Here is a 26,508-nt window from a genome sequence, read left to right as displayed (position 1 = left end):
TCATGCCAGCGTGCGCCGCTCTTCTTGAAGACCTGGCGGCCGACCCATTTGATGGGACGGGTGCTCCCGTCCGGAAGGGCAACGCGATCGCCGATGCGCAGATCCTCGACGGGCTTTTCACCGCAATCCGTGAGGATCGCCGTCCCGCGTAGGAAACACTGCGGGCCGCCGCCACCGCCACCGTTTCCGCCAGAGCCTCCGTGTCCACCGGAGCCGCCGTGTCCGCCAGAGCCTCCATGTCCACCGGAGCCGCCCCGCCCCCAAAGCCGCCCCAATGCATTCGCGGGAGAGGTGGAAATTGCCGTCGCCAATGCCGCAACGCCGGCAAGCCGGGCACCGGCCGCAGCGGCAACACCTAGAAAATGTCTGCGCGCGGTATTGCGTGGCAGCTTAGGATCTTGCGTGGATGACATGCTGGTGTCCTTCGATAACATTAACACCGGCCTATGTTACAAAAGGTTGTATCGCATTCAATTTCGCTAAATAGCGTTGAGGCCTAATGAAAAGGGAGTAGGCACGGTATGTTGGCGTGCCGAAATATGCTGTCGCCTGTACCAAAAAGCTGAGGAATTATCTGCTACTAAAACGCGAAATATTCAATCGGGCTGCTATCAGTACCGGTTGAGTTGTCAGAAAAAAGCAGTGTAGACAAGCCGCAAAGCGAGCCGGAAACGCCAGCCGTCCAAAGCCTGGAACGCGTCAGATCGTTCGACGGCGGACAGGGAAGCTTCAGCTGCGCGGCAGGCGGCGCATCGCCTCGTCGATCAGCAGGTTGGCGATCATCATGCGTCTGTTGGCATTGGCGCGGAAAGGCTCTGCGACACCATCAGGATGATTGGCCTTGGCGAAAGCGCGCCGTTTCTCGTTCAGCGTCTGTTGCGTATCGGCAGATGAAATCGACAGGTCCGCGGCAATCTCTTCCGGTGCAATGCGGGCGAGGTGATCGGGCATGATCGGTTCGGGCGCCAGCGGGGGAGGCGCCGCAATCGCCGGCTCGGGGCGGAGATTGTCGAAATAGGCTTGCCCGACCCGCTGCGAAGCAGCCGAAACACCCTCCATCACATCGAAGGCGAGGCCTGTCGGAAAGCCGGGAACGCGATGGGCGGCCGGCTCTTCCGCTTCCCCGGCGTCTTCCTCTTTCAACCGTTCGAGAACGGATTGGAATATCGATTGTCCGAACAGCATGCGCCTTCCTTTTCGAGCGGCGCATTAGACGGCGCCAAGTTGGCGCCGGGCTGGATTTCGATACACGATCCTGAGCCTGTCCCGGTCAGATTGAAGCATTCTGGTGGCCACAGTAAATCTTGGCGTGGTGCCGGCCTGGTGAAATCCCATGCCTGGCGAACTGTCCGCAATGTATTGTGTCCAGAGCCGGTCGCCACGACAGGGGCAGTATTTGTGGACAAGGAAATGGGGGCGCGTATGACAGCGTGGAAGCGGACAATACAATGGACCGATTGGGACGGAGACGGACTTGAGCGTCTTTCCATCCTCCACAATGATGAGGGTGTGCTTGCGGAAGGTGTGGTGACCGGACAGTTCGAAGCCGGCAAATATGATCTGACCTACCGGTTGGTGATCGACCCGCATTGGCGGGTGCGCGAAGTTGGGGTTCAGATCGCCAAGGGTCCAAGACTGCACATTCTGTCTGACGGCCGCGGTCGTTGGGTCAACGGGAATGGCTCGGAGATTTCCGATTTGGCCGGGTGCATCGATGTCGATATTGCAGCAACACCCTTCACCAACACCCTGCCAATCCGGCGGCTTGAACAAAGAATAGGTGTCGCCGAGGGCATCAATGCTGCCTATGTTTCCTTGCCGGACCTGATCGTCGAACCCGTCAAACAGCGCTATACCAAACTTGCCGAGAACCGTTTTCTCTATGAGGGCCTATCAACCGGATTTTCCGCTGAACTCGAGGTCGACGGCGACGGCATCGTGCTGGATTACCCGGGCGTTTTCAGAAGATTGTCGTAGCATGCGTGTCGTTCAGTCCGGGTATCTTGAAGGCCCTAGCCCTCAGCCTGCCGGATGCTCTCTTCCAGAATGAGATCGTAGAGCAGCCGGGCGCTCGGCGGCAGGGCGCGCTCGCGGACGGTGATCAGGCTGTAGGGCTTGACGTTGATCTCGAAATCGATCGGCAGGATGCGCACGTCGGAGGCGTTCGAGCTCTGAGAGGCGAGAAACTGGGCGACATCGACGGCGACGGGGGCAATGGCATCCGTCTCGCAGATGATCGCGCAAGTCAGCAGCAGCGAAGAGGTGTTAACGATGTTTTCCGGAAGCCGAACGGCGCGCGACAGGAAGATATCCTCTATCGTGCGGCGTAGCAGCGTGCCCGGCGGCTGGAACACCCAATCGTAATCCTTGATCTCCGACAGGCTGCTTGGGCTCTTCTTCTTTAAGAGGGGATGGCGGCTGCGCACGATCAGGCAGGCTTTCTCGACGCCGATCTCGCGGACCTCGAAAAGGCGCGGGTTGAGGTCATCGGGGATGCGGCTGATGATGAAGTCGTGGCGGGCGGCGAGAAGTTCGCGCGCCAGCACATTGCTGGTCTCGACCTGGATGTTGACCTCGATGCCGGGAAAGGTCTTGCGCACCGTGTTGATGGCGGGAACGACGAGGCTCATGGCGGGCGCGGTGACGGCGCCGATGAAGACCGAGCCGCCCTTGCCGCTCTTCAATTCGCCGATCTCGCGGCTTGCCTCACGCAGCTCCAGAAGGATCTTGCGCGCACGCCTGGCGAGAGCTTCGCCGAAGGTGGTCAGCACCACGCCGCGGGCAACCCGCTCATAGAGCGGAGTCTTCACAATCGACTCCATTTCGGACAGCATTCGGGAGGCCGCCGGCTGCGATATGTTCAGCACCTCTGCGGCAGCCGAAATCTGCCCGCTATCTTCGATTGCGACAATCATACGCAGGTGATTCAGCTTAAGTCCTGCACGTAGAAGGCCGTCATCGCCAAAATTGTCGCTGTTAATGTCGACATGTTCCAAAGAAAATGGCTCGGAGATAATCGTCATGGTTGCAGCCTCCCCACTGCGCTCCATCAAAAGTAATACTTTTTAACGATATACCAAATTTGTTATGCACATTACCAGTTATTCTATTTGACAGTTATAGGAATCCATACCAGTTTGCCGCCGTGTGCTGGTTGGCACTCAACACGTGTGAGATCGTGGAGGAGACCTACTTCGTTTCTCACCATCTGAAGTAACTATCCAATACGGAACCTGCCACAGTTTCGGGGCGGGCGATTTTTCGTCCGCTAATCTTTAACAAGGGAGAGAGAAATGAAATCCATTATCTCATTGATGGCTGCGGCTGCTTTCGGCGTCGCATCGTTCGTTATGCCGGCTATGGCGGCCGACAAGGGCCTGGTTGGCATCGCAATGCCGACGAAGGCTTCGGCTCGCTGGATCGACGACGGCAACAACATCGTCAAGCAGCTCCAGGCTGCCGGCTACCAGACCGACCTGCAGTATGCTGACGACGATATTCCGAACCAGCTTTCGCAGATCGAAAACATGGTCACGAAGGGCGCCAAGGTTCTCGTCGTCGCTTCGATCGACGGTACGACCCTTTCCGACGTTCTCCAGAAGGCTCATGACGCCGGCATCAAGGTCATCGCTTATGACCGCCTGATCCGCGACTCGGCCAATGTCGACTACTATGCCACGTTCGACAACTTCCAGGTTGGCGTTCTCCAGGCTGGCACGATCGTCGACAAGCTCGGCCTCAAGGACGGCAAGGGCCCGTTCAACATCGAACTCTTCGGCGGTTCGCCGGACGACAACAACGCCTTCTTCTTCTATGACGGCGCAATGTCTGTCCTGCAGCCCTACATCGACTCCGGCAAGCTCGTCGTGAAGTCCGGCCAGACCGGCATGGACAAGGTCGGCACGCTGCGTTGGGATCCGGCAACGGCCCAGGCCCGCATGGACAACCTGCTCTCGGCTAACTACACCGACGCCAAGGTTGACGCTGTCCTGTCTCCTTACGACGGTCTGTCGATCGGTATCCTCTCGTCGCTGAAGGGCGTCGGCTACGGTTCGGCTGGGCAGCCGCTGCCTGTCGTCACCGGCCAGGACTCGGAAATCCCGTCGATCAAGTCGATCATCGCTGGCGAACAGTATTCGTCGATCTTCAAGGATACCCGCGATCTGGCGAAGGTCACCGTTTCGATGGTTGATGCCGTCATGTCCGGCAAGGAGCCTGAAGTCAACGACACGAAGACCTACGACAACGGTGTCAAGGTCGTTCCGTCCTACCTGCTGAAGCCGGTCGCCGTGACCAAGGAGAACTACAAGGCAGTTCTCGTTGATGGCGGTTACTACAAGGAAGACCAGCTGAAGTAATATGAATGGCCGGAACCCGCGCGATTGCGGGTTCCGGTCTTCGATTCTATGATCGCCGGGTCATTTCTGGTCGCGGCGTTGGGTTTTTAGTCATGGAAAATACAATCCTCGAAATGCGGAACATCACCAAGACGTTCCCGGGCGTCAAGGCGCTCGAGAATGTGAACCTCAAGGTTCGTCAGGGTGAGATCCATGCATTGGTGGGCGAAAACGGGGCCGGCAAGTCGACCCTGATGAAGGTGCTCTCCGGCGTCTATCCGGCAGGAAGCTATGATGGCGACATCGTCTATGAAGGCGATGTGCGCAACTTCAGGGTCCTGAAGGATTCCGAAGAAATCGGTATCGTCATCATCCACCAGGAACTGGCGCTGGTACCTCAGCTTTCAATCGGCGAAAACATCTTCCTCGGTAATGAAAACGCCAAGAACGGCGTCATCAGCTGGGGCGATACATTCAATCGCACGAAGCAATTGCTCGCCAAGGTGGGCCTGGCGGAATCTCCGAACACGCTCGTCACCGACATCGGCGTCGGCAAGCAGCAGCTCGTCGAGATCGCCAAGGCATTGTCGAAGAGCGTCAAGCTGCTCATTCTCGACGAGCCTACCGCATCGCTGAACGAAAGCGATTCCGATGCGCTGCTCACCCTGCTGATGGAATTCCGCAAGCAGGGCATCACCTCGATCATCATTTCCCACAAGCTGAACGAGATCCGCAAGGTCGCCGACCAGATCACGGTCCTGCGCGACGGCATGACCGTCAAGACGCTCGACTGTCACAAGGACGAGATCAGCGAAGACATCATCATCAAGAACATGGTGGGCCGAGACCTCGCGGACCGTTATCCGCCGCGCTCCGTGCCGATCGGCGAGACGATCTTCGAAGTCAAAAACTGGAATGCCTTCCACCAGCAGCATCGCGACCGCCAGGTCCTGCACGACATCAACGTGAATGTCCGCAAGGGCGAGGTCGTCGGCATCGCGGGCCTGATGGGCGCCGGCCGCACCGAATTCGCCATGAGTGTCTTCGGCAAGTCCTATGGGCACAAGATCACCGGCGACGTCTTCGTCGACGGCAAGAAGGTCGATACGACGACGGTGCGCAAGGCGATCGACGCCGGTCTCGCCTATGTGACCGAAGACCGCAAACACCTTGGCCTCGTGCTGGGCGAAACAATCGTTCACAACACGACGCTTGCCAATCTGGAAGCGGTGTCGAATGCCACCGTTATCGACAGTGTCAGGGAATCGCGCGTCGCCTCCGACTATCGGTCGAAGCTGCGCATTCGTTCCTCCAGCATCTTCCAGGAAGCGGTCAACCTGTCGGGCGGCAACCAGCAAAAGGTCGTTCTGTCGAAATGGTTGTTCTCGGATCCCGAAGTGTTGATCCTGGACGAACCGACGCGCGGCATTGATGTTGGCGCCAAATATGAAATCTATACTATCATCAACCAGCTCGCGGCTGACGGTAAAGGCGTTCTGATGATTTCATCGGAAATGCCTGAGCTTCTTGGTACGTGCGACCGCATCTACGTCATGAACGAAGGACGTATCGTTGCGGAACTGCCGAAGGGAGAAGCGAGCCAGGAAACCATCATGCGCGCCATCATGCGCTCAGGAGAGAAGAAACAATGACGCCGATCAATCAACCCATCACCGAGCAAGGGCGTGTCGTCTCCATCGGCGAATTTGTTCGAGGCAACATCCGTGAATACGGCATGTTCATCGCGCTCATCGCGATCATGGTGTTCTTCCAGATCTCGACCGGCGGCGTTCTCTTCAGGCCGCTCAACCTGACGAACATCATCCTGCAGAACTCGTTCATCGTCGTCATGGCGCTGGGCATGCTGCTGGTGATCGTTGCCGGCCATATCGATCTTTCGGTCGGCTCCGTCGTCGGTTTCATCGGCGCCATCGCCGCCGTCATGACGGTGCAGTGGCATATGAACTATGTGCTCGCGACCGTTATTTGTCTGGCCGTGGGTGCGCTGGTCGGCGGCGTTCAGGGTTATTTCGTCGCCTATCACAAGATCCCGTCCTTCATCGTTACGCTCGCCGGCATGCTGGTCTTCCGCGGCCTGACACTGACCGTGATGACGGGAGCCGGAACGGGCACCAGCATCGGTCCGTTCCCTCCGGCCTTTCAGCTGATCAGCATCGGCTTCCTGCCCAACCTTTTCGATATGGGCGGCATCAACTCGACCTCGATCATCCTGACCGTCATCGGCGCCGTGACCCTCGTCTATCTGGCATGGCGCGCGCGCAAGTCGAACGAAAAGCACGGCAACGACGTCGAGCCTCTGGGCTTCTTCATTGCGCAGAACGGCATCGTCGCTCTCGCCATCCTGGCGCTCGGCTATCAGCTGTCGATCTACAAGGGCTTCCCGAACGTGCTCGTCATCATGCTGGTGCTGATCACGGCTTACGCTTTCATCACGCGTCGCACGACGATCGGCCGCCGTATCTACGCGATGGGCGGTAACGAGAAGGCAACGAAGCTCTCCGGTATCAACACCGAGCGGCTGACCTTCCTCACTTTCGCAAATATGGGTCTGCTTGCCGGTCTGGCTGGTCTGATCGTTGCGCTGCGTCTCAACTCGGCAACGGCGAAGGGCGGCTTCGGCCTCGAGCTCGACGTGATCGCGGCCTGCTTCATCGGCGGCGCATCGGCACAGGGCGGCGTGGGCAAGGTGACCGGCGCTGTCATCGGCGCTCTGATCATGGGTATCATGAACAACGGCATGTCGATCCACGGCCTTGGCACTGACTCCCAGCAGATGGTCAAGGGTGCAGTGCTTCTCGCTGCCGTCTTCTTCGACGTCTATAATAAGAACAAGGGCTGAGTTTAGGCTCAGCCCCCGCATCGCAGTCATATGAAAATTGAATTCCGGCTCCGGATGGAGCCGGAGCGGCGAAGCTTTGTCATCGCCAAACGAAAAGGATGAAGACCGTGCTTATTTCGCAGATCAAGGGCGCAAACGGAGAGATCATCGTCGCCGTGCGCGAACCGGGTGCCGCCGCCAAGGCCGTCAAGGGTGCTGTGAGCGTCTACGCTCTGGCGATGGAAGCCGCAGATAGTGGCAAGTCGCTCGTTTCCGTTATCGAGGCTCGCGGATATGGCGAACCCGTCGATCTTGAAAAGGCCTATGCCGAGGGACGCTTCCTGCCGCCGATCACCCATCCGGATGCCGCGCATCTGCACCTGACCGGTACGGGCCTGACGCATCTGGGCTCCGCCGCGACGCGCGATTCCATGCACAAGAAGACCTCCGAGGCGGCAGAGGAAACGCTGACCGACTCCATGAAGATGTTCAAGATGGGTCTTGAAGGCGGCAAGCCGGCTGCCGGCCAGAAGGGCGTGCAGCCCGAATGGTTCTACAAGGGCAATGGCTATGGCGCTGCTGCTCCGGGCGCCCCGCTTGTTTCGCCGTCCTTCGCGCTCGACGGCGGCGAAGAGCCTGAGATGGCCGGCATCTATGTCATCGCCAAGGACGGCACGCCGTTCCGTATCGGCTTTGCACTGTCGAACGAGTTTTCCGACCACGTCACCGAGCGGATCAACTATCTCTTCCTCGCCCATTCCAAGCTGCGTCCGGCAAGCTTCGGTCCGGAAATCCGCATCGGTGTGGCTCCAGAGGATATCCGTGGCACCTCGCGCATCAAGCGCGGCAACCAGGTAATCTTCGAGAAGCCGTTCCTGTCGGGCGAAGCGAACATGTCGCACACTTTCGTCAATCTGGAATATCACCATTTCAAATATGGCCTCTTCCGCGTGCCGGGTGATGTGCATGTACATATGTTCGGTACGGCGACGCTTTCCTTTGCCGATGGCATCAAGGCGGAAGAGGGCGATGTCTTTGAAATCGAGGTGGCCGAATTCGGCCTGCCGCTGCGCAACCCGCTGAAGGTTGCTGCCGAAGAAGAGATCGCCGTCAAGCAGCTCTGATTTCCAAGACCGGCCGCCATGCAAGCGGCCGGTCATTTGTCTAGAGGAGGCTCCAAGGCCCATGACCGTCCATCAGAATCTCATCGCCGGTGAATGGACCGGCACCAATGCCGCCGAGAATATCAATCCGTCCGACACGAACGAGGTCGTCGGCCTCTACGCTCAGGCGAGCGCCGAGGATGCCAAGGCTGCGATCGCTGCTGCCAAGGCCGCCTTTCCGGCCTGGTCGCGCTCCGGCATCTGGGAGCGCCACGTCATCCTGAAGAAGGCCGGCGACGAGATCATGGCACGCAAGGACGAGCTTGGTGCTCTGCTTGCCCGCGAGGAAGGCAAGACGCTTCCCGAAGCGATCGGCGAAACGATCCGCGCATCGCAGATCTTCGAATTCTTCGCAGGCGAAGCACTGCGCCTTGCCGGCGAGGTTGTTCCCTCGGTGCGTCCCAACATTGGCGTCGAGATCACTCGCGAGCCGCTCGGTGTCATCGGCATCATCACGCCCTGGAACTTCCCGATCGCCATCCCGGCCTGGAAGATCGCTCCGGCGCTTTGCTATGGCAACACTGTCGTCTTCAAGCCGGCGGATCTGGTTCCTGGCTGTTCCTGGGCGATTGCGGATATCCTGCACCGCGCGGGCCTGCCGAAGGGCGTCCTGAACCTCGTCATGGGCAAGGGCTCGGTCGTGGGGCAGGCCATGCTCGACAGCCCCGACATTGCCGGCATCACCTTTACCGGTTCGACAGGCACGGGCAGGCGCGTCGCCACCTCCTCCATCGAGCATAACCGCAAGTTCCAGCTGGAAATGGGCGGCAAGAACCCGATGGTCGTGCTCGACGACGCCGACCTGACCGTGGCCGTCGAGGCCGCTGCCAATTCCGGCTTCTTCTCCACCGGCCAGCGCTGCACGGCGTCGTCGCGGCTGATCGTCACCGAGGGCATCCACGACAAGTTCGTTGCAGCACTCACCGAAAAGCTGAAGACCGTCGTCGTCGACAATGCCATGAAGCCCGGCACCCATATCGGCCCTGTCGTCGATGCCCGCCAGCTTCAGACCGATACCGATTATATCAAGATCGGCAAGGAAGAGGGCGCCAAGCTTGCCTTCGGCGGCGAGCTCATCTCGCGCGAAACACCCGGCTTCTACCTGCAGCCGACGCTCTTTACCGAAGCGACCAACCAGATGCGCATCTCGCGCGAAGAGATATTCGGACCTGTCGTTTCCGTGATCCGCGTGAAGGATTACGAAGAGGCGCTGGCAACTGCCAACGACACGCCGTTCGGCCTGTCGGCGGGCATTGCCACGACGAGCCTCAAGCATGCGACGCATTTCAAGCGCAACTCCGAGGCCGGCATGGTGATGGTGAACCTGCCGACCGCCGGCGTTGATTTCCACGTTCCCTTCGGCGGCCGCAAGGGCTCGTCCTACGGCCCGCGCGAGCAGGGCAAGTACGCCGCCGAATTCTACACAACCGTCAAGACCGCCTACACGCTGGCTTGAGACGAAGTGCGATAACCCTGATCGTACGAGGCGATCAGGGGATATCCTGAAGGACAGAAATTATGAAGAAGAAAGCAGAATGGCCGCGCAAGCTGAGGTCGCAGGAATGGTACGGCGGCACGAGCCGCGACGTGATCTACCACCGCGGCTGGCTTAAGAACCAGGGATATCCGCACGACCTGTTCGACGGCCGCCCGGTCATCGGTATCCTTAATACCTGGTCGGATATGACGCCGTGCAACGGTCATCTGCGCGAGCTTGCCGAAAAGGTGAAGGCAGGTGTCTGGGAGGCCGGCGGCTTCCCGCTCGAGGTGCCGGTCTTCTCGGCATCCGAAAATACTTTCCGCCCGACCGCGATGATGTATCGCAACCTTGCCGCACTCGCCGTCGAAGAAGCGATCCGCGGCCAGCCGATGGACGGCTGCGTGCTGCTCGTCGGCTGCGACAAGACCACGCCGTCGCTGCTGATGGGCGCTGCCTCCGTCGACCTGCCATCGATCGTCGTCACCGGCGGTCCGATGCTGAACGGCTATTTCCGCGGCGAACGCGTCGGCTCCGGCACGCATCTCTGGAAGTTCTCCGAAATGGTGAAGGCCGGCGAGATGACGCAGGCCGAATTCCTCGAGGCCGAAGCGTCGATGAGCCGTTCGTCGGGCACCTGCAACACGATGGGCACGGCTTCCACCATGGCATCCATGGCTGAAGCGCTCGGCATGGCACTCTCCGGCAATGCCGCGATCCCGGGTGTCGATTCCCGCCGCAAGGTGATGGCGCAGCTGACCGGCCGCCGCATCGTGCAGATGGTCAAGGACGACCTGAAGCCTTCCGATATCATGACCAAGCAGGCCTTCGAAAACGCCATCCGCACCAATGCGGCCATCGGCGGTTCGACCAATGCCGTCATCCACCTGCTGGCCATGGCCGGCCGTGTCGGCGTCGACCTGACGCTCGACGATTGGGACCGCTGCGGCCGCGACGTTCCGACCATCGTCAACCTGATGCCGTCGGGCAAGTACCTCATGGAAGAGTTCTTCTATGCCGGCGGCTTGCCTGTCGTGCTGAAGCGTCTCGGCGAAGCCGGCCTGCTGCACAAGGATGCGGTGACGGTTTCGGGCGAGACCGTCTGGGATGAAGTCAAGGACGTCGTCAATTGGAACGAGGACGTCATTCTTCCGGCCGAAAAGGCGCTGACCTCATCGGGCGGCATTGTTGTGGTGCGCGGCAATCTCGCGCCTAAGGGCGCGGTGCTGAAGCCGTCTGCCGCCTCGCCGCACCTGATGGTGCACAAGGGCAGGGCGGTCGTCTTCGAGGACATCGACGACTACAAGGCCAAGATCAATGATGACAATCTCGACATCGACGAGACCTGCATCATGGTCATGAAGAACTGTGGTCCGAAGGGCTATCCGGGCATGGCCGAAGTCGGCAACATGGGTCTGCCGCCCAAGGTGCTCAAGAAAGGCATTACCGACATGGTGCGCATTTCCGACGCCCGCATGTCCGGCACCGCCTACGGTACCGTCGTGCTGCATACCTCGCCGGAAGCCGCTGTCGGCGGCCCGCTTGCTGTCGTCAGAAATGGCGACATGATCGAGCTCGATGTGCCGAACCGTCGTCTGCATCTCGACATTTCCGAAGAGGAACTGGCGAAGCGTCTCGCCGAGTGGCAGCCGAATCATGATCTGCCGAAGTCCGGCTACGCCTTCCTGCATCAGCAGCATGTCGAAGGCGCCGACACCGGCGCCGACCTCGACTTCCTCAAGGGATGTCGTGGAAGTGCTGTCGGCAGGGACAGCCACTAACGGACGTATCGACCGTAGATTGATGGAAGGCGGGGTGAGAACCCCGCCTTTTAGCTGAAATGTTCGCAAATATCTGTCGCGAAACTCCGGCTCTTACGGGTGGTTTTGCGACAGAAATTTACGGGAAAGTTCGGTGCTGGCCGCCTTGTCTTGAAAGTCAGGAACTCCGCTAGAGGCTGAATGCGCGAAATGCCAACCGTCATTTTGACCGCGCAGCGCAATCGCCGATTTTGTCATCGACAATCGTCAGCCAAGGCCATCGCTGCAGGTACTGATTGCACTTATCCAGAAATAAGCCACGCTGAGGATTGAGAGGGTTCAGGCGCAGGATGCCATTCCACATGTCATCCAAGCCATCGGGCGCATAAAGGCTGCCGTCGCTAAGGCGAATACCGATCCTTGTGCAAAGGGTGAGGTAACGGTCGATGCCATCCTCCGCCTTTTGCAACGTCGGATATTCCGCCCCAAACTTGTCCTTGTACCAGAGATGGACCCGAGCTTGGTTCTTGATCTCCACCTTTACAGGTAGATCGGCGACGGCCTGCTGCACCCGGCGAATGACAGCGTCTTCGGCGTCCCATGACAGGTCGGAGTCGTCGAAGTAGAAGACGTCATAGTCCTTTATCCCGTGCTGAGGATCATAACCCGACTTTAGATTCCAAACCGTCTGCACGAGGCAGCCGGCGGTCAGAATGCCTTGAGGAATCCGGAGGAGGCCCAGCCGGCTTAGCAATTCGGCGTTTATCGGGTTCCGGCGGACAGACTCGATAAATTGCTGCTCGCTAAGCGACATAGCCTCTCCTATTGTCCAATAGCTTCCCCAAATCGGTTATCCCGAAAATCCCAACTGTTCGAAAGTCAGGGATTTTGCGGGGAGATAGAGACTTGACCGGCGGCACCGGATCGCCGGTCTGTGGAAGAAGGCGTTATGGAAGCCGATCGGGTGTCAACCGCTGGAGCGCAGGCGGTCTTCTTCCACCTCAAGCTGTTCGAAGAGCATACGGATCGCCGGCCATTTGCGGTGGAAGGCGGCGACGCAAGCCGGATCGAAATGCGTGCCGCTGCAGGCGATGATTTCCCGGTAGGCCTTGTCGATCGGCCATGCCTGCTTGTAGGGCCGCTCGGAGCAGAGCGCATCGAAGACATCGGCAACGGCGACGATGCGGGCCTCGATCGGTATCTGTTCGCCGGCAAGGCCCTGCGGGTAGCCGGTGCCGTCCCATTTTTCGTGGTGGCCGCCGATGATGGCGGTGGCGACGCGCGAAAGCTCGGCGGAACTGTTGCGCAGGATCGAAACGCCGATCGGCACATGCTCGCGCATCTTCTCGATCTCGTGCGGCTCCAGCTTGCCGGGTTTCTGCAGGATGGCGTCGGGAATGCCGATCTTGCCGATATCGTGCAGGGGCGCGGCGAGATAGATGTTGCGGCGCTGGATGCGGTCCATGCCGAGGCCTTCGGCAATCAGTTCGGCGATGTTGGCGACACGTTCGATGTGATCGCCGGTATTGCCGTCACGCGAGGCCATGGCCTGCGCCAGACACCAGACGATCTCCTGCTCGCGGATATCGGCTCGTTCGGTGGCACGGCGGAAAGCCTGATCGAGCGAGCGGGCACGGTCGACGAGGGCAAGCTGGGCGCTGCGCAGGGCGAGAAGATTGAGGATGCGAGCCTCGAGTTCCAGCGGATCGAAGGGTTTTGCCAGGAAGTCCGTGGCGCCGGCCTCCAGCGCTTCCAGACGCACGGAGCGTTCCGTCTGGGAGGTCACCATCACGATGGGTACGGTTTCATAGCCGCGCTGGCTGCGCAGGCGGTGGATCACGGTGATACCGTTGAGCTCGGGCATCATGTAATCGACCAGCACGAGATCGAATTCGACTGTTCTCGTGCGCTCGAGGGCTTCCAGCGGATTGGTGAAGCTTTCGATCTCGCAGCTGGCGAAGCGGCGGACGGCGGTTTCAAGGGCAAGCAGGCTGGATTTGCTGTCATCGATAATAAGAAGAGACATAAAACGACCTGCTGAAATCTCAAAACAGGCCGGCGCGCTGTGCGCCGGTGCCCACAAATGCGGGCCTTATGAGCGCACAGCTTCCGCCAGCCGGTTTAAGATCGGGTTAGCTCGAAGTAGAGAATTGGTTGCAACAGCAATTATTGCGTGTTTCGGCACGCAGAGAAGCCGCGGCAAATTGGCTGCTTTTGTCAGCTCTGGCTTTGGCTCTGCATCTGGTCGCTGTCCTCGACCTTTACGGTGACCGACAGTTTTTCACCTGGAGTGCCGATGCGCATGCCCGACACGGGAGCCGCATCGCGATAGCAGAGGCCGGAGGCCATGCGGACATAGCGGTCATCCGGGCAGATCTCGTTGGCAGGATCGAAGCCGACCCAGCCGAGGCCTGGAATATGCGCCTCGCCCCAGGCATGGGTGGCAGCCTGATCGACCTTTTCTTCCATCATCAGATAGCCGGAGACGTAGCGCGCCGGAATATCCAGGGCGCGCGCCGCGGTGACGAAGATATGGGCATGGTCCTGGCAGACGCCGGTCTTCCTCTCCAGCGCCTGTTCGGCAGTGGTTTCGGTGCTGCTGGTGCCGGGCTTGTATTCCACTGCCTCGTGGATCGCCGCCATCAACGCATGCATGCGGGCAAGATCGTTCTCACCGCTCACGCCCTTGGTCAGTTCCTTTACCAGTTTGCCTGCCTTGGTGAGCGGCGTATCGCGCAGGAAGAGCCAGAGCGGGCAGAAGCCGGTATGGGGGCCGGTCACGCCGTTGCGGTCTTCGGTCTCGATCTCGCCTTCGGCGACAATGCGCGTCACCTGCTGTTCGCCTTCCAGCGAGACGAGGTTCACATGGTTGCCGAACTGGTCGTCATATTCGACTTCCGGCTTGGCGCCTTCGACATGGAGGGACCAGTTGAGCACGGTCTGGCCGATCGCGGTCGGTGGTGTCAGGCGCAGCCGCTGCAGGGAAAACTGCGCCGGTTCGTCGTAGCGGTATTCGGTGAGGTGGCTGATCTTCAGTTTCATGATCTGACCCGCTTAAGCATAGAACCGGTAGCCATCGGAGATTTCGCTGCCGAGCTTGTTGTTTTGAGCGACGAAATCCTCGAGAAACTCATGCAGACCCTGATCCATGACATCCTTTATCTTCAATGTCTGCAGCGTGGCGCGAATGGCATCCGCCGTATCATGTGCGGCCAGCCGCTCGCCGTAATCCTTGGCGATGTAACCGAGGTTGCTGACGATCTTCTCGTAGCTATAGGCGAGCGAACGCGGCATCTGACCGTTCAGGATCAGGAAGTCGGCAATGTTCATGGCGCGGTATTCGCCGTCATAGGCCCAGCTATAGGAACGGTGGGCGGAGACCGAACGCAGGATCGACTCCCACTGAACGTTGTCGACCGAAGAGCCTACCTGCGAGATCGAGGGCAGCAGCACGTAATATTTCACGTCGAGGATGCGGCTCGTATTGTCCGCACGTTCGATGAAGGTGCCGATGCGGGCGAAATTATAGAGCTCGTTGCGCAGCATCGAACCATGGAAGGCGCCGCGGATGAGGCCGGCGCGATGCTTGATGACATCGATGACCTCGGGCAGTTCTGCTGCCTTCAGTTTTTTCGACAGCAGTTCCTTGAGATCGATCCAGCATTCGTTGGTCGCTTCCCAGGTCTCCCGCGTCAGCGCGGTGCGCACCATGCGGGCGTTGTTGCGGCCGAAATCAATGCAGGACATGACGCTCGACGCGTTCTGGCGGTCGCGCAACATGTAGTCGATGACATCAGGACCGGTCAGCTTCGAATGGGTCTCGTCATAGAGTTCGCGCACGCCGGCGCTTTGCAGCACGCCGTCCCAATTGTCATCACCGGCGTCGCTGCGCGTCAGCGACATGCGCAGGCCGGCATCCACGAGACGTGCAATATTCTCGGCGCGCTCGATATACCGGAACATCCAGTAGAGCCCGTTTGCAGTTCTTCCGAGCATCAGTCCTCCAATACCCAGGTGTCTTTGGTGCCGCCGCCCTGGCTGGAATTGACCACCAGCGAGCCTTGCTTCAGCGCCACGCGGGTGAGCCCCCCCGGAATGATCTGCACCTTGTCGGAGACCAGCACGTAAGGGCGCAGGTCGACATGGCGGGGTGCGATACCCTTGTTGACGAGGATCGGAACGGTGGACAGCGAAAGTGTGGGCTGGGCAATGTAATTGCTGGGCTTTGCCTTCAGCTTCTCGGCGAAATCGACGCGTTCCTTCTTGGAAGCGGTCGGGCCGACGAGCATGCCGTAGCCGCCGGAGCCGTGCACTTCCTTGACGACCAGTTCTTCCAGGTGCTCCAGCACATATTTCAGGCTTGATGCTTCCGAACAGCGCCAGGTCGGCACGTTCTCGAGGATCGGCTTGCGGCCCGTATAGAACTCGACGATCTCGGGCATGTAGGAATAGATCGCCTTGTCGTCGGAAATACCGGTGCCGGGTGCATTGGCGATGGTGATATTGCCGGAGCGGTAGACATCCATGATGCCGGGAATGCCGAGGGCCGATTCCGGGCGGAAGGTGAGGGGATCGAGGAAGTCGTCGTCGACCCGGCGATAGAGCACATCGATCGCCTCATAGCCTCGCGTCGTGCGCATCTTCACCTTGCCGTCGATGACGCGGAGATCCGAGCCTTCGACGAGCTCGACACCCATCGTGTCGGCGAGGAAGGAATGTTCATAATAGGCGGAATTATAGATACCGGGCGTCAGAACGGCGACGCGCGGCTTGCCCTTGCAGCCGGGAGGTGCCAGCGAAGCCAGGCTCTGGCGCAGGAGATAGGGATAGTCCTCGACTCGCTGCACCTTGTTCTCATGGAAGAGCTCCGGGAACATCTGCATCATGGTTTCCCGGTTTTCCAGCATGTAGCTGACGCCCGAGGGCGTGCGGGCATTATCCTCCAGCACATAGAACTGGTCCTCGCCGGTGCGCACGATATCCGTGCCGACGATATGAGTGTAGACGCCGCCGGGCGGCCGGAAGCCGATCATCTCGGGCAGGAATGCAACGTTCTTTTCGATCAGCTCGCGCGGGATGCGGCCTGCGCGAATGATTTCCTGCTTGTGGTAGATATCATCGAGGAAAGCGTTGAGCGCGATCACCCGCTGCTCGATACCCTGAGCGAGCTTTCGCCATTCGCGGGCGGAGATGATGCGCGGGATAATGTCGAAGGGGATGAGCTTTTCGGAACTGTCGGCGTGGCCGTAAACCGCGAAGGTGATGCCGGTTTTGCGGAAGATGTTTTCAGCGTCGCGGGACTTTGAAATCAGATGTGCCCGGTCTTGGCTGTTGTACCACTCAAAGTATTTTTCATATGGCGTACGGGGACTTTCGTCTCCGGTGATCATTTCATCAAATGCCAAAGGTGTGGCTCCCCTTTTTTCTTCATTTGAATACAACGCAAAAGGCAATGCAAGAACCATGCACAGTTCGCATGGAAGATTCATAAAATCTTCTGCAGTGCGAAAAACCGGTGAAAAACTGGGCATTTATCAAAATCTGGCGCGAGGCGGATTCCTGTCAATCCTGACGTCGCGCACAAAAGATGAGCAGGTGATTATTTCCTGCCCGGGCGACGGATCAAACTCTGCCCGTGCCGGTGACCGAAGGACGGCCAAAAGAAAAGGGCCGGATCGCTCCGGCCCTCACTGATATCACTAGCTTAAGCGCGTTCGCGACGCGGGCCGCCGCCATTGCGGCCCTTGCGGCGCAGACCGCCATTGCCCTCGCGGCGTTGTTCGCCCTGCGGCTGCTGGTCGCCGTGATTGCGCGGCGGGCGGCCATGGACGTGCTGCTTGTTACCGCGATGATGACCGGTTGCCTCAGCCGGCTGAGCCAGGCGCTGCTGCTGATTGCGGGCAGGGCGGAAATCCGAGGTCGAAACCAGATCATTGTCCGGGCCGTGATCCGGAGCCTGCTCATTGCGGCGCTGGCCACGGAAATCCTGATTGCGGTTGTTGTGCTGAGGGCGCGCGCGGCGCTCTTCGCCGGCGCGCACTTCAGTGACGTCGCCATCGTTACGCGGACGGCGGTCACCATGGCCGGCGGGACGGCCGCCATTGCGGGTTTCGCTGCGTCCGCCTTCACGACGGCCACCTTCGCGACGCTCGCCACCTTCACCACGGCCACCTTCACCACGACCACCTGGGCCGCGCTGCTGGTTCTGGCCACGGCCGCGATTGTTGCTACGGGGAGCGGCACGCATGTCAGCCGGCGGTTCGCCGCTGGCAACGGCAATGTCGATACCCATCAGCTTTTCGATGTCGCGCAGCAGGCGGGCTTCGTCGGGTGCGCAGAAGGCAATCGCAATGCCGTCGCGGCCGGCACGGGCCGTGCGGCCGATGCGGTGGACGTAGGCTTCCGCCACTTCCGGCAGGTCGTAGTTGAAGACGTGGCTGACGGCAGGGATATCGATGCCGCGAGCGGCGACGTCGGTTGCGATCAGCGTCTTGATGGCGCCGTCGCGGAAGCCCTTCAGCGCACGTTCGCGCTGGCCCTGGCTCTTGTTGCCATGGATGGAGGCGACGGAATAGCCGACCTGCTCCAGATGCTTGGCGAGCTTTTCAGCGCCGTGCTTGGTGCGCAGGAAGACGATGGCGCGGCCATCAGGGTTTTCGGTCAGCGACTTCTTCAAGAGAACCGTCTTGTCGTTCTTGCCGGGAACGAAGTGCACATACTGCTCGACCTTGTCGGCAGCCTTGCCCGGAGGCGTCACTTGGACCGTAACCGGATCGGTCAGGTAGTCGCCGGCGAGATCGGCAATCGCCTTCGGCATGGTTGCCGAGAAGAGCATGGTCTGGCGGCGCTTCGGCACCATCTTGGCGATCTTGCGCAGGTCATGCACGAAGCCGAGATCGAGCATCTGGTCGGCTTCATCGAGCACGAGGTAGCGCACAGCCGTCAGTGTAATGGCATTGCGGTTGCAGAGATCAAGCAGGCGGCCGGGAGTGGCAACGAGGATGTCGGAGCCGCGCTCGAGTTGAAGCTGCTGCTTGTTGATGGAGACACCGCCGACGACGACGTTGATGCGCAGCGGCGACTTGCGGATGAATTTTCTGAGACTGTCGGCGATCTGGTTCACCAGTTCGCGTGTCGGCGCCAGGATCAGCGTGCGGACGGAGCGGTTGTCGGGACGCTTTTCTTCCTTGAGCAGGCGCTCGATGAGCGGCAGGCCGAAGGCGGCCGTCTTGCCGGTGCCGGTCTGGGCAAGGCCGATCAGGTCACGGCCCTGAATGAGGAGTGGGATAGCCTGTTCCTGGATGGGCGTCGGCGTTTCGATGCCGAGCTGGAACAGAGTGGCGACGACCGGCTTGGAGACACCGAGCGATTCAAAATTGGTCAAGTCATAACCTTTTAGGGCGCGCCAAACGAAAACGCCGGATCGCCGAATGCGGTCCGGTGTTAATCTGGCGTCAAGAACCCCGCGTGAAATGGGAACTTGTAAGTTGGAAAAAGCTTCCAGCGCGTCTTGCCGCTCTTGGGTGCGGCATTATCAGAATGCGCTCTGTCCTTCTTCAGCGTCTATCGCAGTGGCACGCTCACGCGGCGGCCGGAAGGTGAAAGCTGAGCGCCATGTGGTCTATTTCCCACTGAAAGTCAAGGGGATCGGCCGACAATGACCTCAGAGGGCATGGAAAGGACGAAATTTCCCGAGGCCGTCTCGGTGCCGTTGACGAGAATGACGATGCGATGCTCGCCGGGATAGTAGCGCCGCGTCGTGATCGGCCGCATGGCGTGGCGGCGCTGCACGATATGGTCTTCGCCCGCTTCCAGCGTGACGGTCTTCCATTTGAAGACCTTGGGAGAGAGCGAGCCGTCGGCCTTCACATGGTGGATCGCGTAGTCGATCATCAGGGATTGCGCGATATCGCCGGCATTGCGCAGGCGGATCTCGAAATCCAGCCCTTCGCCGAAAAGCACTGCCGGGTTCGCGAGCAGCAAATTGCACTCCAGCGAAGCGGCCGCGCCGAAGCCGAAGTTGGCGAGCGCCCGGGCATGGCCCTTTTTCAGAAGGGTGCGGGAAGCATGTTTCAGCAGCCAGCGGCGCTCGGCAGAAGCGCCTTCGATATGCTCGGCGATGAAGGACGCGACGAGATCCGGATGATTCTTGGCGATATCGTTCAGGCTGTTTGCCACTGAACGGCGAACATAGTCTTCGGGATCGTCCATCAGCGCAGTCAGAATCGGCAGGATGGGAGAAGGGTCCTTGATCAACTGCGGCAGGCGCATCGCCCAGGGCAGGCGCGGGCGGGTGCCTTCGCTCGCCAGCCGGCGGACATGGTGGTTGGCGTCATCGACCCAGCGAGCGATCGTCGCCAGCGCTCGCTGTTGATCCTGATGGATGAACTGGCGGATGCCGAACTCCGCCGTGAAATGCGGCGTCAGCGCTTTCAGAAGGTCAAGACCGATATCGAAATCTCTGATGCCGCGCGCCGCGATGAACTGATTGATGGGCAGCAGCATCCAGCCCGTCAGCCCAATCTTGCCGGTGGTCGGCAGGCTTGCAGCGAGAATGGCTGCCGCCTCGGGGAAGTTTTCGGGCAGGGTCGCAAAGAGCGCGTCGCGGATCAGTGCTGCGCGCTCCATGAGCTCCAGCGATTCGATGCCATCAGTTGCAAGTGCGGTGAAGCGGTCGCGGTCGAAGGAGGGCGCGTTGGCGGCGATGATCTCAGCCATCGCGCGTACGAGCGCCGGGTGGAGAAGGTTCTTGAGTGGTTCCGGCATCACATTCCTCCCTCGGGTCATGCGATGCATGGCCCGATGCTGGTGGGAGGTCAAGCGGAGCCGGGAAAGCCCTCAGCGCCTGCAGACTTCAATGCGATAGGGCTGGCCCCAGCGATCGTAACGCCATTCGGGATGGCAGTAGCGCGGACCGTAATAGGCGGGATAGGCCGGATAGTAGGCATAAGGTCGTGGATAATAAGCATAGGGTCCAGGGTAAGCGGGACGCGAGGCGATCGCTCCACCCACAACGCCGCCGACGACACCACCGGCAAGGCCGCCCCAGAAGGCATTGCCGGAATGGGCGTTTGCAGTCCCGGCCGTTGCCAGCGAAGCGCCGGCAAATGTCAGTGCAATCAGGCCCGCCGCCATTGTCTTATGAAGAACGGACATGTCGAATTCCTTTCGTGGTAGGCTCGTCATTGAAGCCATTGCCAGAATCGGCGCCGATCGCGGCGCGCTGATGGTCGCGCAAGCCGCGTCGGGATTAAATTTTCTCCATGCTTGACCATTGCCGGGCCGGGATCCACCCTGTGGCCCGGTGGCGGGTTTCTTGGTGAATCTTCAAATCATTTCAGTTTCGTGCAAGCCTTTATTGTCACTCTGATTCATCAACTTCATGAGCCGGCTTGGAATTTTTGCCAGTGGAATTTTATGGTTAACAGCTTGTTAAAAGCCTTGGCGTTATAGTTGTTCTAGGAGATATTTCGTTCATTGCGGGAGTGAAGATTTTTTGAATTTTACCGGGGAACTCTTGGAGCTGGCCTGCCGCCGGATCGCTGATCTGGATACCCCGGCCTATGTCAAAAACAGCGAACTCCGCTATGTCGCCGTCAACGAGGCCTATGCCCGCTTCTTTGGTCGCGAGATTTCCGATTTCATCGGGCGGCGCAGCCGCGAACTCTTCGACCGGCCGGAAGAAGAGGAGCGCGAGGATCGCGAACGCCGTGCGCTGGTGTTCGGTACGGAAGAGAGCGCCATTTCATTCGATGCCGCAGGCCTCAGCCATGAGCGCGTGCTGATCGAGAGCTTTTCGCCTTCCCAGGACCGGGCCTATGTGCTCGGCATCTTCGATGCACGCGAACCGCGCCGCGCCATTCCTGAGGTGGCGGATACGATGGCGACCGATCTCGGCCGCATCCGCGAGGCGCTCGAAAATCTCGATCATCCGATCGGCATCTTTGCCGATGACGGCCGGCCGCTGATCGTCAATGCCGCCTATCGGAGTGGCAGCAAGTATGCGCCTGATGGCAGCAGGTATGCGCCAGACGGCAGCAAGTCTGCGCCTGGTGGCAGCAAGCCTGCGCCTGTGGGTGAGACCGCCTGGCATGAAAGTGTGCGGGAGCGCGATCTGCTGCGCACCATCATGGAGGATCTCCCGGTCGCCGCCTTCGTGCGAGACGAGGACCACCGGCTGGTCTATGCGAACCAATATTACGAGACCTTCACCGGCCATGCCCGCTCCAAGGTGCTCGGCCTGACCGAGCACGACATGTTCGGGCAGGAGGCGGGTGAGGCGATCTACCGGGAAAACCTGCGGGCGCTGAAAAACGGCGCGCTGATCGAGGTCGAGAGCTACCTGCCGAATACCGACGGCGAAATCTTCCAGGTGATCTCCCGTGTCAACCGGGTCGTAACACCTGATGGCAAGCACTATGTCGTCGGCTCCTTCTCCGACATCACGCCCCTGAAGGCGCGCGAGAAGGAACTGATCGAGGCGCGCAAGCATGAGGAAGTGCTGCATCAGGAAATCGAGAGCATCCTGCGCTCGCTTCCGGTCGGCGTGCTCATCCTCGACAACGACCACACCATTCTCTACGTCAATGATGAGTTCTACAGCATCTGGGAGCTGCCGCTCGACGACCGTTTCGATGGGCGGCCGTTCATCGATGTCATCAAGCGCAATTACGAACTCGGCCGCTATGGTGAGACGCAGACACCGGAAGAGATCTACGGATTTCGCAAGGGGCTTTTCGAGGCTGATAATCCGGAGCCGATCGAGCTTGACTGGGCCGCGGGCAAGTCGGTCATTTTCGACAGCCGGCGCATTTCCAGCAACCGTATCCTGCTGACCTATTCCGATATTTCCTCGGTGCGTGAGCGCGAGAGGGAAATCCACGAGGCTCGTGCGGCGCTGGAAAATCTCGGCGAAATGATGCGCGATGCGACGCATGCCATGCCGCAGGGGCTTGCGATCGTCCAGGACGGCCTGATCAAGCTTTCCAATGACGGGCTAGCCGAGGTGCTGCGCATTCCGGCCGAACTGACGGAAGTTGGCCGGGAATGGATCGATCTCTTCCACTTCTGCGCCAATCGCGGCGATTTCCACGACCAGGCGGTCGAAACGCTGGAGGGGTGGCGTGCCAATATCGCCGCGCGTCAGCCGATCTCCACTGTCTTCCACGTCGGCGGCGAGCGCTGGGTGAACATGGAAGCCACCATCAGCGAACGGCAGCACTGGGTGGCACTATTCACTGACGTTACCGAGCTCAAACGGCGCGAGGAGGAACTGACGCAGCTTCTGTCGCGCGCCGAGGCCGCAGACCGCGCCAAGTCGGAATTCCTTGCCAATATGAGCCATGAGATCCGCACGCCGATGAACGGCGTGCTCGGCATGGCGGAACTGCTTGCCAAGACCAATCTCGATACCCGCCAGAAGACCTTCGTCGACATCATCGTCAAGTCGGGCAATGCGCTGCTCACGATCATCAACGACATCCTTGATTTCTCGAAGATCGATGCCGGGCAGATGAAGCTGCGCAAGGCGGCCTTCGATCTGATCGAGGCTGTCGAGGATGTGGCGACGCTGCTTTCCTCGCCCGCAGCCGAGAAGGATATCGAGCTTCTGGTGCGCGCGGCACCCGATCTGCCTGCAGCCGTCATCGGCGATGCCGGGCGTTTCCGCCAGATCGTTACGAACCTCGTCGGCAATGCGGTGAAATTCACGGAGCGCGGCCATGTCTTCGTCGATATCGGCTCGGAGCAATCCGCCGGCGGCGAGATCATGATCAGCATCCGCATCGAGGATACCGGCATCGGCATTCCGCCCGAGAAGGTGGAAACGGTCTTCGACAAATTCTCGCAGGTCGATGCCTCATCGACCCGGCGGCATGAGGGCACGGGCCTAGGCCTGGCAATCACCGCCGGTCTCGTCGATCTCTTCGGCGGTTACATCGATGTTGAAAGCGAATGGGGCAAGGGCTCGGTCTTTACCGTCAAGCTGCCTTTCGCCGTTGCCGCCGCCCGCATCGAGCCGAAGCCTTTGCCGATCAACGTGCAGGGTGCGCGCATCCTCGTCGTCGACGACAATGAGGTCAATCGCCGGATCCTCACCGAACAGCTCGGCCTCTGGGGCTTTGACGGCGTTGCCGCAGAGGGTGGCGCCACGGGCTTTGCCATTCTGGAGGCTGCCACTGATCTCGGCATCAAGGTCGATGCCGTCGTGCTCGATTATCATATGCCCGACATGAACGGCGCCGAAGTCGCCCGCCGCCTTCGCGCTGATAGCCGTTTCGTGGAGCTGCCGATCATCTTCCTGACCTCGATGGATATTTCCGGAACGGAGAAGGAGTTTGCGGCGCTGAACGGCCATGCGCATCTGATGAAACCGGCGCGCGCCAACTTGTTGCGCAATACGGTCGTCGAGGTGGTGCGGGCAAGCCGCGTCAAACAGGCCTCCGAGGCCGAGATTGCGCGGCTGCAGAAAGAGATCGAGGTGCCGCCGCCGGCACCCGCACCTGCACCTGCTCCGCAAAGACGAGCTGCCGATTTCGTCGATGTGCTCGTCGCCGAGGATAATGAGGTCAACCAGATCGTCTTCACGCAGATCCTGCAGGGAACCGGGCTTTCCTTCCTCGTCGTCAACAACGGCGAGGAAGCGGTGGAGGCCTGGGAGCGTCATACTCCGCGGCTGATCATGATGGATGTCTCGATGCCCGTCATGAACGGCCATCAGGCGACCAGGCTGATCCGCGAGAGGGAACAGGGGCAGGGGCATCGCGTGCCCGTTATCGGTGTCACCGCGCATGCGCTGGAAAGCGACCGCGAGCTTTGCCTCGATGCCGGCATGGACGATTACATGTCCAAGCCGATCAGCCCGGAACTTCTGGAAGACAAGATTCGCCAGTGGCTTGGTGGTGGCGAATTGCAGCCGGGCCGCTCCGGCTACTGAGGCTTTACCCCGCAGAGCATTTCCCGCTTGCCGGCGAACCCCTTGCGACGCTCGACAATAAAGCCGGCGGCCGCGAGATTGCGGCGCACGAAACCCGCGGCGGCATAGGTCGCGAAACTTCCGCCAGCAGCAGTCTTTTCGCAGACGAGACGCATCAGTTCTTCCGACCACATATCGCTGTTGCGCGATGGGGCGAAGCCGTCGAGATACCAGGCGTCGAATCCGGGAGCGGCTTCAGAAACCCCATCGATCGCACGGCCGCAGACGACGCTGAGCCTCGTCTGCTCATCCAGATCGAGCGAGACGATGCCTTTGGGAATATCCGGCCAGATGGCGGCGAGCGCCTGCCGCTCGGCATCGATTTCCGGCCAATGTGCCAGCGCGCGGTCGATTTCCGCGCGGCGCATCGGATAGAGCTCGAAGGACATGAAATGCAGATGCTGTCCGGGCTGGCGGTAGAGTTTCCATTGCCGCCAGGTCTCGGAAAAATTCAGCCCGGTGCCGAAGCCGAGTTCGCCAATGAGAAACGTTGGGTGGCCGCTCCATCGATCAGGCAGGCCGTTTCCCGAGAGGAAGACGTGGCCGCATTCCAGCCTTCCATCGGTCTGGCAATAAAAATGGTCGCCAAAGGCGGTCGAATAGGGCATATCGCCGTCGCGCCATTCGAGGGGCTGCGGCTTGCCCGCGCCGATCTGATCGGGATTGATGTCTGTCATGGAAAAAGCCGATAATCCCGCCCCGGCCTCGGGTCAATCATCGATCGATCTCCTCATTGTCGGCGGCGGCATTATGGGCCTGTGGGCAGCCGTTCATGCCGAGCGCCGCGGCATAAAAACGGTGCTTGCCGACGCCAGGCATCTCGGCAGTGGCGCAAGCGGCGGACTGCTCGGCGCCCTGATGCCGCATATGCCGAATCGCTGGTCGGAAAAGAAGCAGTTCCAGTTCGATGCGCTGGTTTCGCTGGAGGCGGAAATTGCCGCTATCGAGGAGGCGACCGGGCTCTCGGCCGGCTATCGGCGCTCCGGCCGGCTCATCCCGCTGCCGAAGCCGCATCTGCGCGAGATCGCCCTTGGCCATTCCAAGGATGCGGAGGCTCACTGGAGAGCGGGAGAGCGGCGTTTCCATTGGCATGTGCTGGATAGACCACCCGGTGAAGGCTGGATCGATCCGGCCGCTGGCGAGAGCGGTTTCGTGCATGACACGCTTGCCGCTCGTGTCGCGCCACGCTCGCTGGTGGCAGCACTTGTCGCCTTTCTGGGCAACGCAGGGCATGTGCGGATGCTGGAGAATACGGAAATAGCAGAGCTCGATCCGGCGCGGGGAACGGCCTCGATCGACGGCGGGACGATCGCCTTCGGCCGCTGCATCCTCGCAGCGGGATATCGCTCGTTTCCCTTTCTGGAAAAACTGACGCCCGGGTTGCGGAAACCTCTCGGGCAAGCCGTGAAAGGGCAGGCGGCGCTGCTTGCCGCCGATATCGACCCCGCCTTGCCGACAATCTTCCGCGATGGGCTCTATGTCGTCGCGCATGAGGGCGGGCATGTGGCTGTCGGCAGCACCAGCGAGAACAGCTTTGCCGATCCGTTTTCCACCGATGAGCAACTCGACGCGCTGATCGAAGCCGCCCGCGACATGGTTCCTGTGCTGCGCGATGCGTCTGTCATCGAGCGCTGGGCCGGATTGCGTCCCAAGGCGATCGACCGCGATCCAATGGTCGGCGCGCATCCGGAGAATCACAATCTCATCGCCCTGACGGGTGGTTTCAAGGTCAGTTTCGGGCTCGCGCATCGGCTGGCGGAAGCGGCGATATGCATTGCAAGCGATGCAAATGCAGAATTTTTGTTGCCGGAAAGCTTTGCAATTTCAAACCACATCACAATCTCTTCACGTTAAACGTGAATTAGAGGCCGCTCCGCTTCGTTATTCTGTCATGCAAATCACCTATCTGCTTGCGCATCGACGGCGCGGGACGTGATCCTGCGCTCATTTCATCCGATG

Annotated in this window: 22 protein-coding genes; 10 read left to right on the top strand and 12 right to left on the bottom strand. The window is 60.1% G+C overall.

Features of this window, described 5'->3' with window-relative positions:
• Together AB4Z13_RS24970 and AB4Z13_RS24965 are read right to left on the bottom strand one after the other, a co-directional pair.
• The coding region (locus AB4Z13_RS24970; protein WP_442207051.1) for a Hint domain-containing protein at positions 1–413 on the bottom strand (413 nt) is incomplete at its 3' end.
• A 316-nt stretch (positions 414–729) separates the two neighbouring features.
• Complete coding sequence (locus AB4Z13_RS24965; RefSeq protein WP_113325145.1) at positions 730–1,185, bottom strand: hypothetical protein; 456 nt, start codon at positions 1,183–1,185, stop codon at positions 730–732.
• Here AB4Z13_RS24965 and AB4Z13_RS24960 point away from each other — a divergent pair.
• Positions 1,171–1,977, top strand: a complete 807-nt coding sequence (locus AB4Z13_RS24960) for a putative glycolipid-binding domain-containing protein (protein ID WP_442207050.1) — start codon at positions 1,171–1,173, stop codon at positions 1,975–1,977. The two genes, AB4Z13_RS24965 and AB4Z13_RS24960, sit on opposite strands and share 15 nt — an antisense overlap.
• Before the next feature lie 35 nt (positions 1,978–2,012).
• On the opposite strand, the gene AB4Z13_RS24955 is transcribed toward AB4Z13_RS24960, so the two are convergent.
• Positions 2,013–3,023 (bottom strand): LysR family transcriptional regulator, encoded by a 1,011-nt coding sequence (locus AB4Z13_RS24955; RefSeq protein ID WP_007824698.1) that lies wholly within the window; start codon positions 3,021–3,023, stop codon positions 2,013–2,015.
• Positions 3,024–3,293: 270 nt separating this feature from the next.
• Here AB4Z13_RS24955 and chvE point away from each other — a divergent pair, with 270 nt between their 5' ends.
• The 6 genes from chvE to araD all read left to right on the top strand — a co-directional run bounded on the left by chvE (position 3,294) and on the right by araD (position 11,597).
• Positions 3,294–4,358 carry a multiple monosaccharide ABC transporter substrate-binding protein gene (gene chvE / locus AB4Z13_RS24950; protein ID WP_007824697.1) on the top strand — a complete coding sequence of 355 codons (1,065 nt, stop codon included), beginning with the start codon at positions 3,294–3,296 and terminating at the stop codon, positions 4,356–4,358.
• Positions 4,359–4,450: 92 nt separating this feature from the next.
• Positions 4,451–5,989, top strand: coding sequence for a multiple monosaccharide ABC transporter ATP-binding protein (gene mmsA / locus AB4Z13_RS24945; RefSeq protein WP_310386720.1), 1,539 nt, complete (start codon positions 4,451–4,453; stop codon positions 5,987–5,989).
• Positions 5,986–7,197, top strand: coding sequence for a multiple monosaccharide ABC transporter permease (mmsB, locus tag AB4Z13_RS24940; protein WP_113325148.1), 1,212 nt, complete (start codon positions 5,986–5,988; stop codon positions 7,195–7,197). Before mmsA ends, mmsB begins: the two co-directional genes overlap by 4 nt.
• A 107-nt stretch (positions 7,198–7,304) precedes the next feature.
• Complete coding sequence (gene araD1, locus AB4Z13_RS24935) at positions 7,305–8,300, top strand: AraD1 family protein (RefSeq protein WP_162748148.1); 996 nt, start codon at positions 7,305–7,307, stop codon at positions 8,298–8,300.
• A 61-nt stretch (positions 8,301–8,361) separates the two neighbouring features.
• On the top strand, positions 8,362–9,795 hold the full coding sequence (locus AB4Z13_RS24930) for an aldehyde dehydrogenase family protein (protein ID WP_007824693.1): 1,434 nt from the start codon (positions 8,362–8,364) through the stop codon (positions 9,793–9,795).
• Positions 9,796–9,857: 62 nt separating this feature from the next.
• A complete protein-coding gene (araD, locus tag AB4Z13_RS24925) occupies positions 9,858–11,597 on the top strand; it encodes an L-arabinonate dehydratase (protein WP_113325151.1) in 1,740 nt (579 codons plus the stop codon).
• 199 nt (positions 11,598–11,796) lie between these two features.
• Here araD and AB4Z13_RS24920 read toward each other — a convergent pair whose 3' ends face one another.
• The 5 genes from AB4Z13_RS24920 to AB4Z13_RS24900 all read right to left on the bottom strand — a co-directional run bounded on the left by AB4Z13_RS24920 (position 11,797) and on the right by AB4Z13_RS24900 (position 16,981).
• Positions 11,797–12,390, bottom strand: coding sequence for a nucleotidyltransferase family protein (locus AB4Z13_RS24920; protein ID WP_442207049.1), 594 nt, complete (start codon positions 12,388–12,390; stop codon positions 11,797–11,799).
• Between the two features lie 153 nt (positions 12,391–12,543).
• Positions 12,544–13,602 (bottom strand): HD domain-containing phosphohydrolase, encoded by a 1,059-nt coding sequence (locus tag AB4Z13_RS24915; protein ID WP_442207048.1) that lies wholly within the window; start codon positions 13,600–13,602, stop codon positions 12,544–12,546.
• 191 nt (positions 13,603–13,793) lie between these two features.
• Complete coding sequence (locus AB4Z13_RS24910; RefSeq protein ID WP_113325155.1) at positions 13,794–14,618, bottom strand: transglutaminase-like domain-containing protein; 825 nt, start codon at positions 14,616–14,618, stop codon at positions 13,794–13,796.
• Between the two features lie 12 nt (positions 14,619–14,630).
• Complete coding sequence (locus tag AB4Z13_RS24905; RefSeq protein ID WP_113185317.1) at positions 14,631–15,572, bottom strand: alpha-E domain-containing protein; 942 nt, start codon at positions 15,570–15,572, stop codon at positions 14,631–14,633.
• Positions 15,572–16,981, bottom strand: a complete 1,410-nt coding sequence (locus tag AB4Z13_RS24900; RefSeq protein ID WP_113185316.1) for a circularly permuted type 2 ATP-grasp protein — start codon at positions 16,979–16,981, stop codon at positions 15,572–15,574. The genes AB4Z13_RS24905 and AB4Z13_RS24900 overlap by 1 nt, the downstream gene beginning before the upstream one ends.
• Here AB4Z13_RS24900 and AB4Z13_RS24895 point away from each other — a divergent pair.
• Positions 16,959–17,270, top strand: coding sequence for a hypothetical protein (locus AB4Z13_RS24895; RefSeq protein ID WP_442207047.1), 312 nt, complete (start codon positions 16,959–16,961; stop codon positions 17,268–17,270). The two genes, AB4Z13_RS24900 and AB4Z13_RS24895, sit on opposite strands and share 23 nt — an antisense overlap.
• 10 nt (positions 17,271–17,280) lie before the next feature.
• Here the strand turns inward: AB4Z13_RS24895 and AB4Z13_RS24890 are convergent, their stop codons facing one another.
• The 3 genes from AB4Z13_RS24890 to AB4Z13_RS24880 all read right to left on the bottom strand — a co-directional run bounded on the left by AB4Z13_RS24890 (position 17,281) and on the right by AB4Z13_RS24880 (position 20,732).
• Complete coding sequence (locus AB4Z13_RS24890; protein ID WP_442207058.1) at positions 17,281–19,008, bottom strand: DEAD/DEAH box helicase; 1,728 nt, start codon at positions 19,006–19,008, stop codon at positions 17,281–17,283.
• 206 nt (positions 19,009–19,214) lie between these two features.
• Complete coding sequence (locus tag AB4Z13_RS24885) at positions 19,215–20,342, bottom strand: DNA alkylation repair protein (RefSeq protein ID WP_439016132.1); 1,128 nt, start codon at positions 20,340–20,342, stop codon at positions 19,215–19,217.
• Between the two features lie 72 nt (positions 20,343–20,414).
• Positions 20,415–20,732 (bottom strand): hypothetical protein, encoded by a 318-nt coding sequence (locus AB4Z13_RS24880; protein ID WP_439016131.1) that lies wholly within the window; start codon positions 20,730–20,732, stop codon positions 20,415–20,417.
• Positions 20,733–21,072: 340 nt separating this feature from the next.
• On the opposite strand from AB4Z13_RS24880, the gene AB4Z13_RS24875 reads away from it, so the two are divergent.
• Entirely contained in the window at positions 21,073–24,510 is a 3,438-nt protein-coding gene (locus AB4Z13_RS24875; RefSeq protein ID WP_442207046.1) for a response regulator, read from the top strand.
• On the opposite strand, the gene mnmD is transcribed toward AB4Z13_RS24875, so the two are convergent.
• The gene (gene mnmD / locus AB4Z13_RS24870) at positions 24,504–25,226 is read right to left on the bottom strand and encodes a tRNA (5-methylaminomethyl-2-thiouridine)(34)-methyltransferase MnmD (RefSeq protein WP_439016129.1); all 723 of its coding nucleotides are present in this window, start codon (positions 25,224–25,226) and stop codon (positions 24,504–24,506) included. The genes AB4Z13_RS24875 and mnmD overlap by 7 nt on opposite strands.
• Here mnmD and AB4Z13_RS24865 point away from each other — a divergent pair.
• Positions 25,225–26,403 carry an NAD(P)/FAD-dependent oxidoreductase gene (locus tag AB4Z13_RS24865; RefSeq protein ID WP_442207045.1) on the top strand — a complete coding sequence of 393 codons (1,179 nt, stop codon included), beginning with the start codon at positions 25,225–25,227 and terminating at the stop codon, positions 26,401–26,403. The genes mnmD and AB4Z13_RS24865 overlap by 2 nt on opposite strands.
• The last annotated feature ends 105 nt before the right edge of the window (positions 26,404–26,508 follow it).

The sequence above is a fragment of the Rhizobium sp. YAF28 genome (assembly GCF_052113285.1).
Lineage (GTDB): Bacteria > Pseudomonadota > Alphaproteobacteria > Rhizobiales > Rhizobiaceae > Rhizobium.
This window is presented reverse-complemented; position numbering and strand designations above follow the sequence as displayed.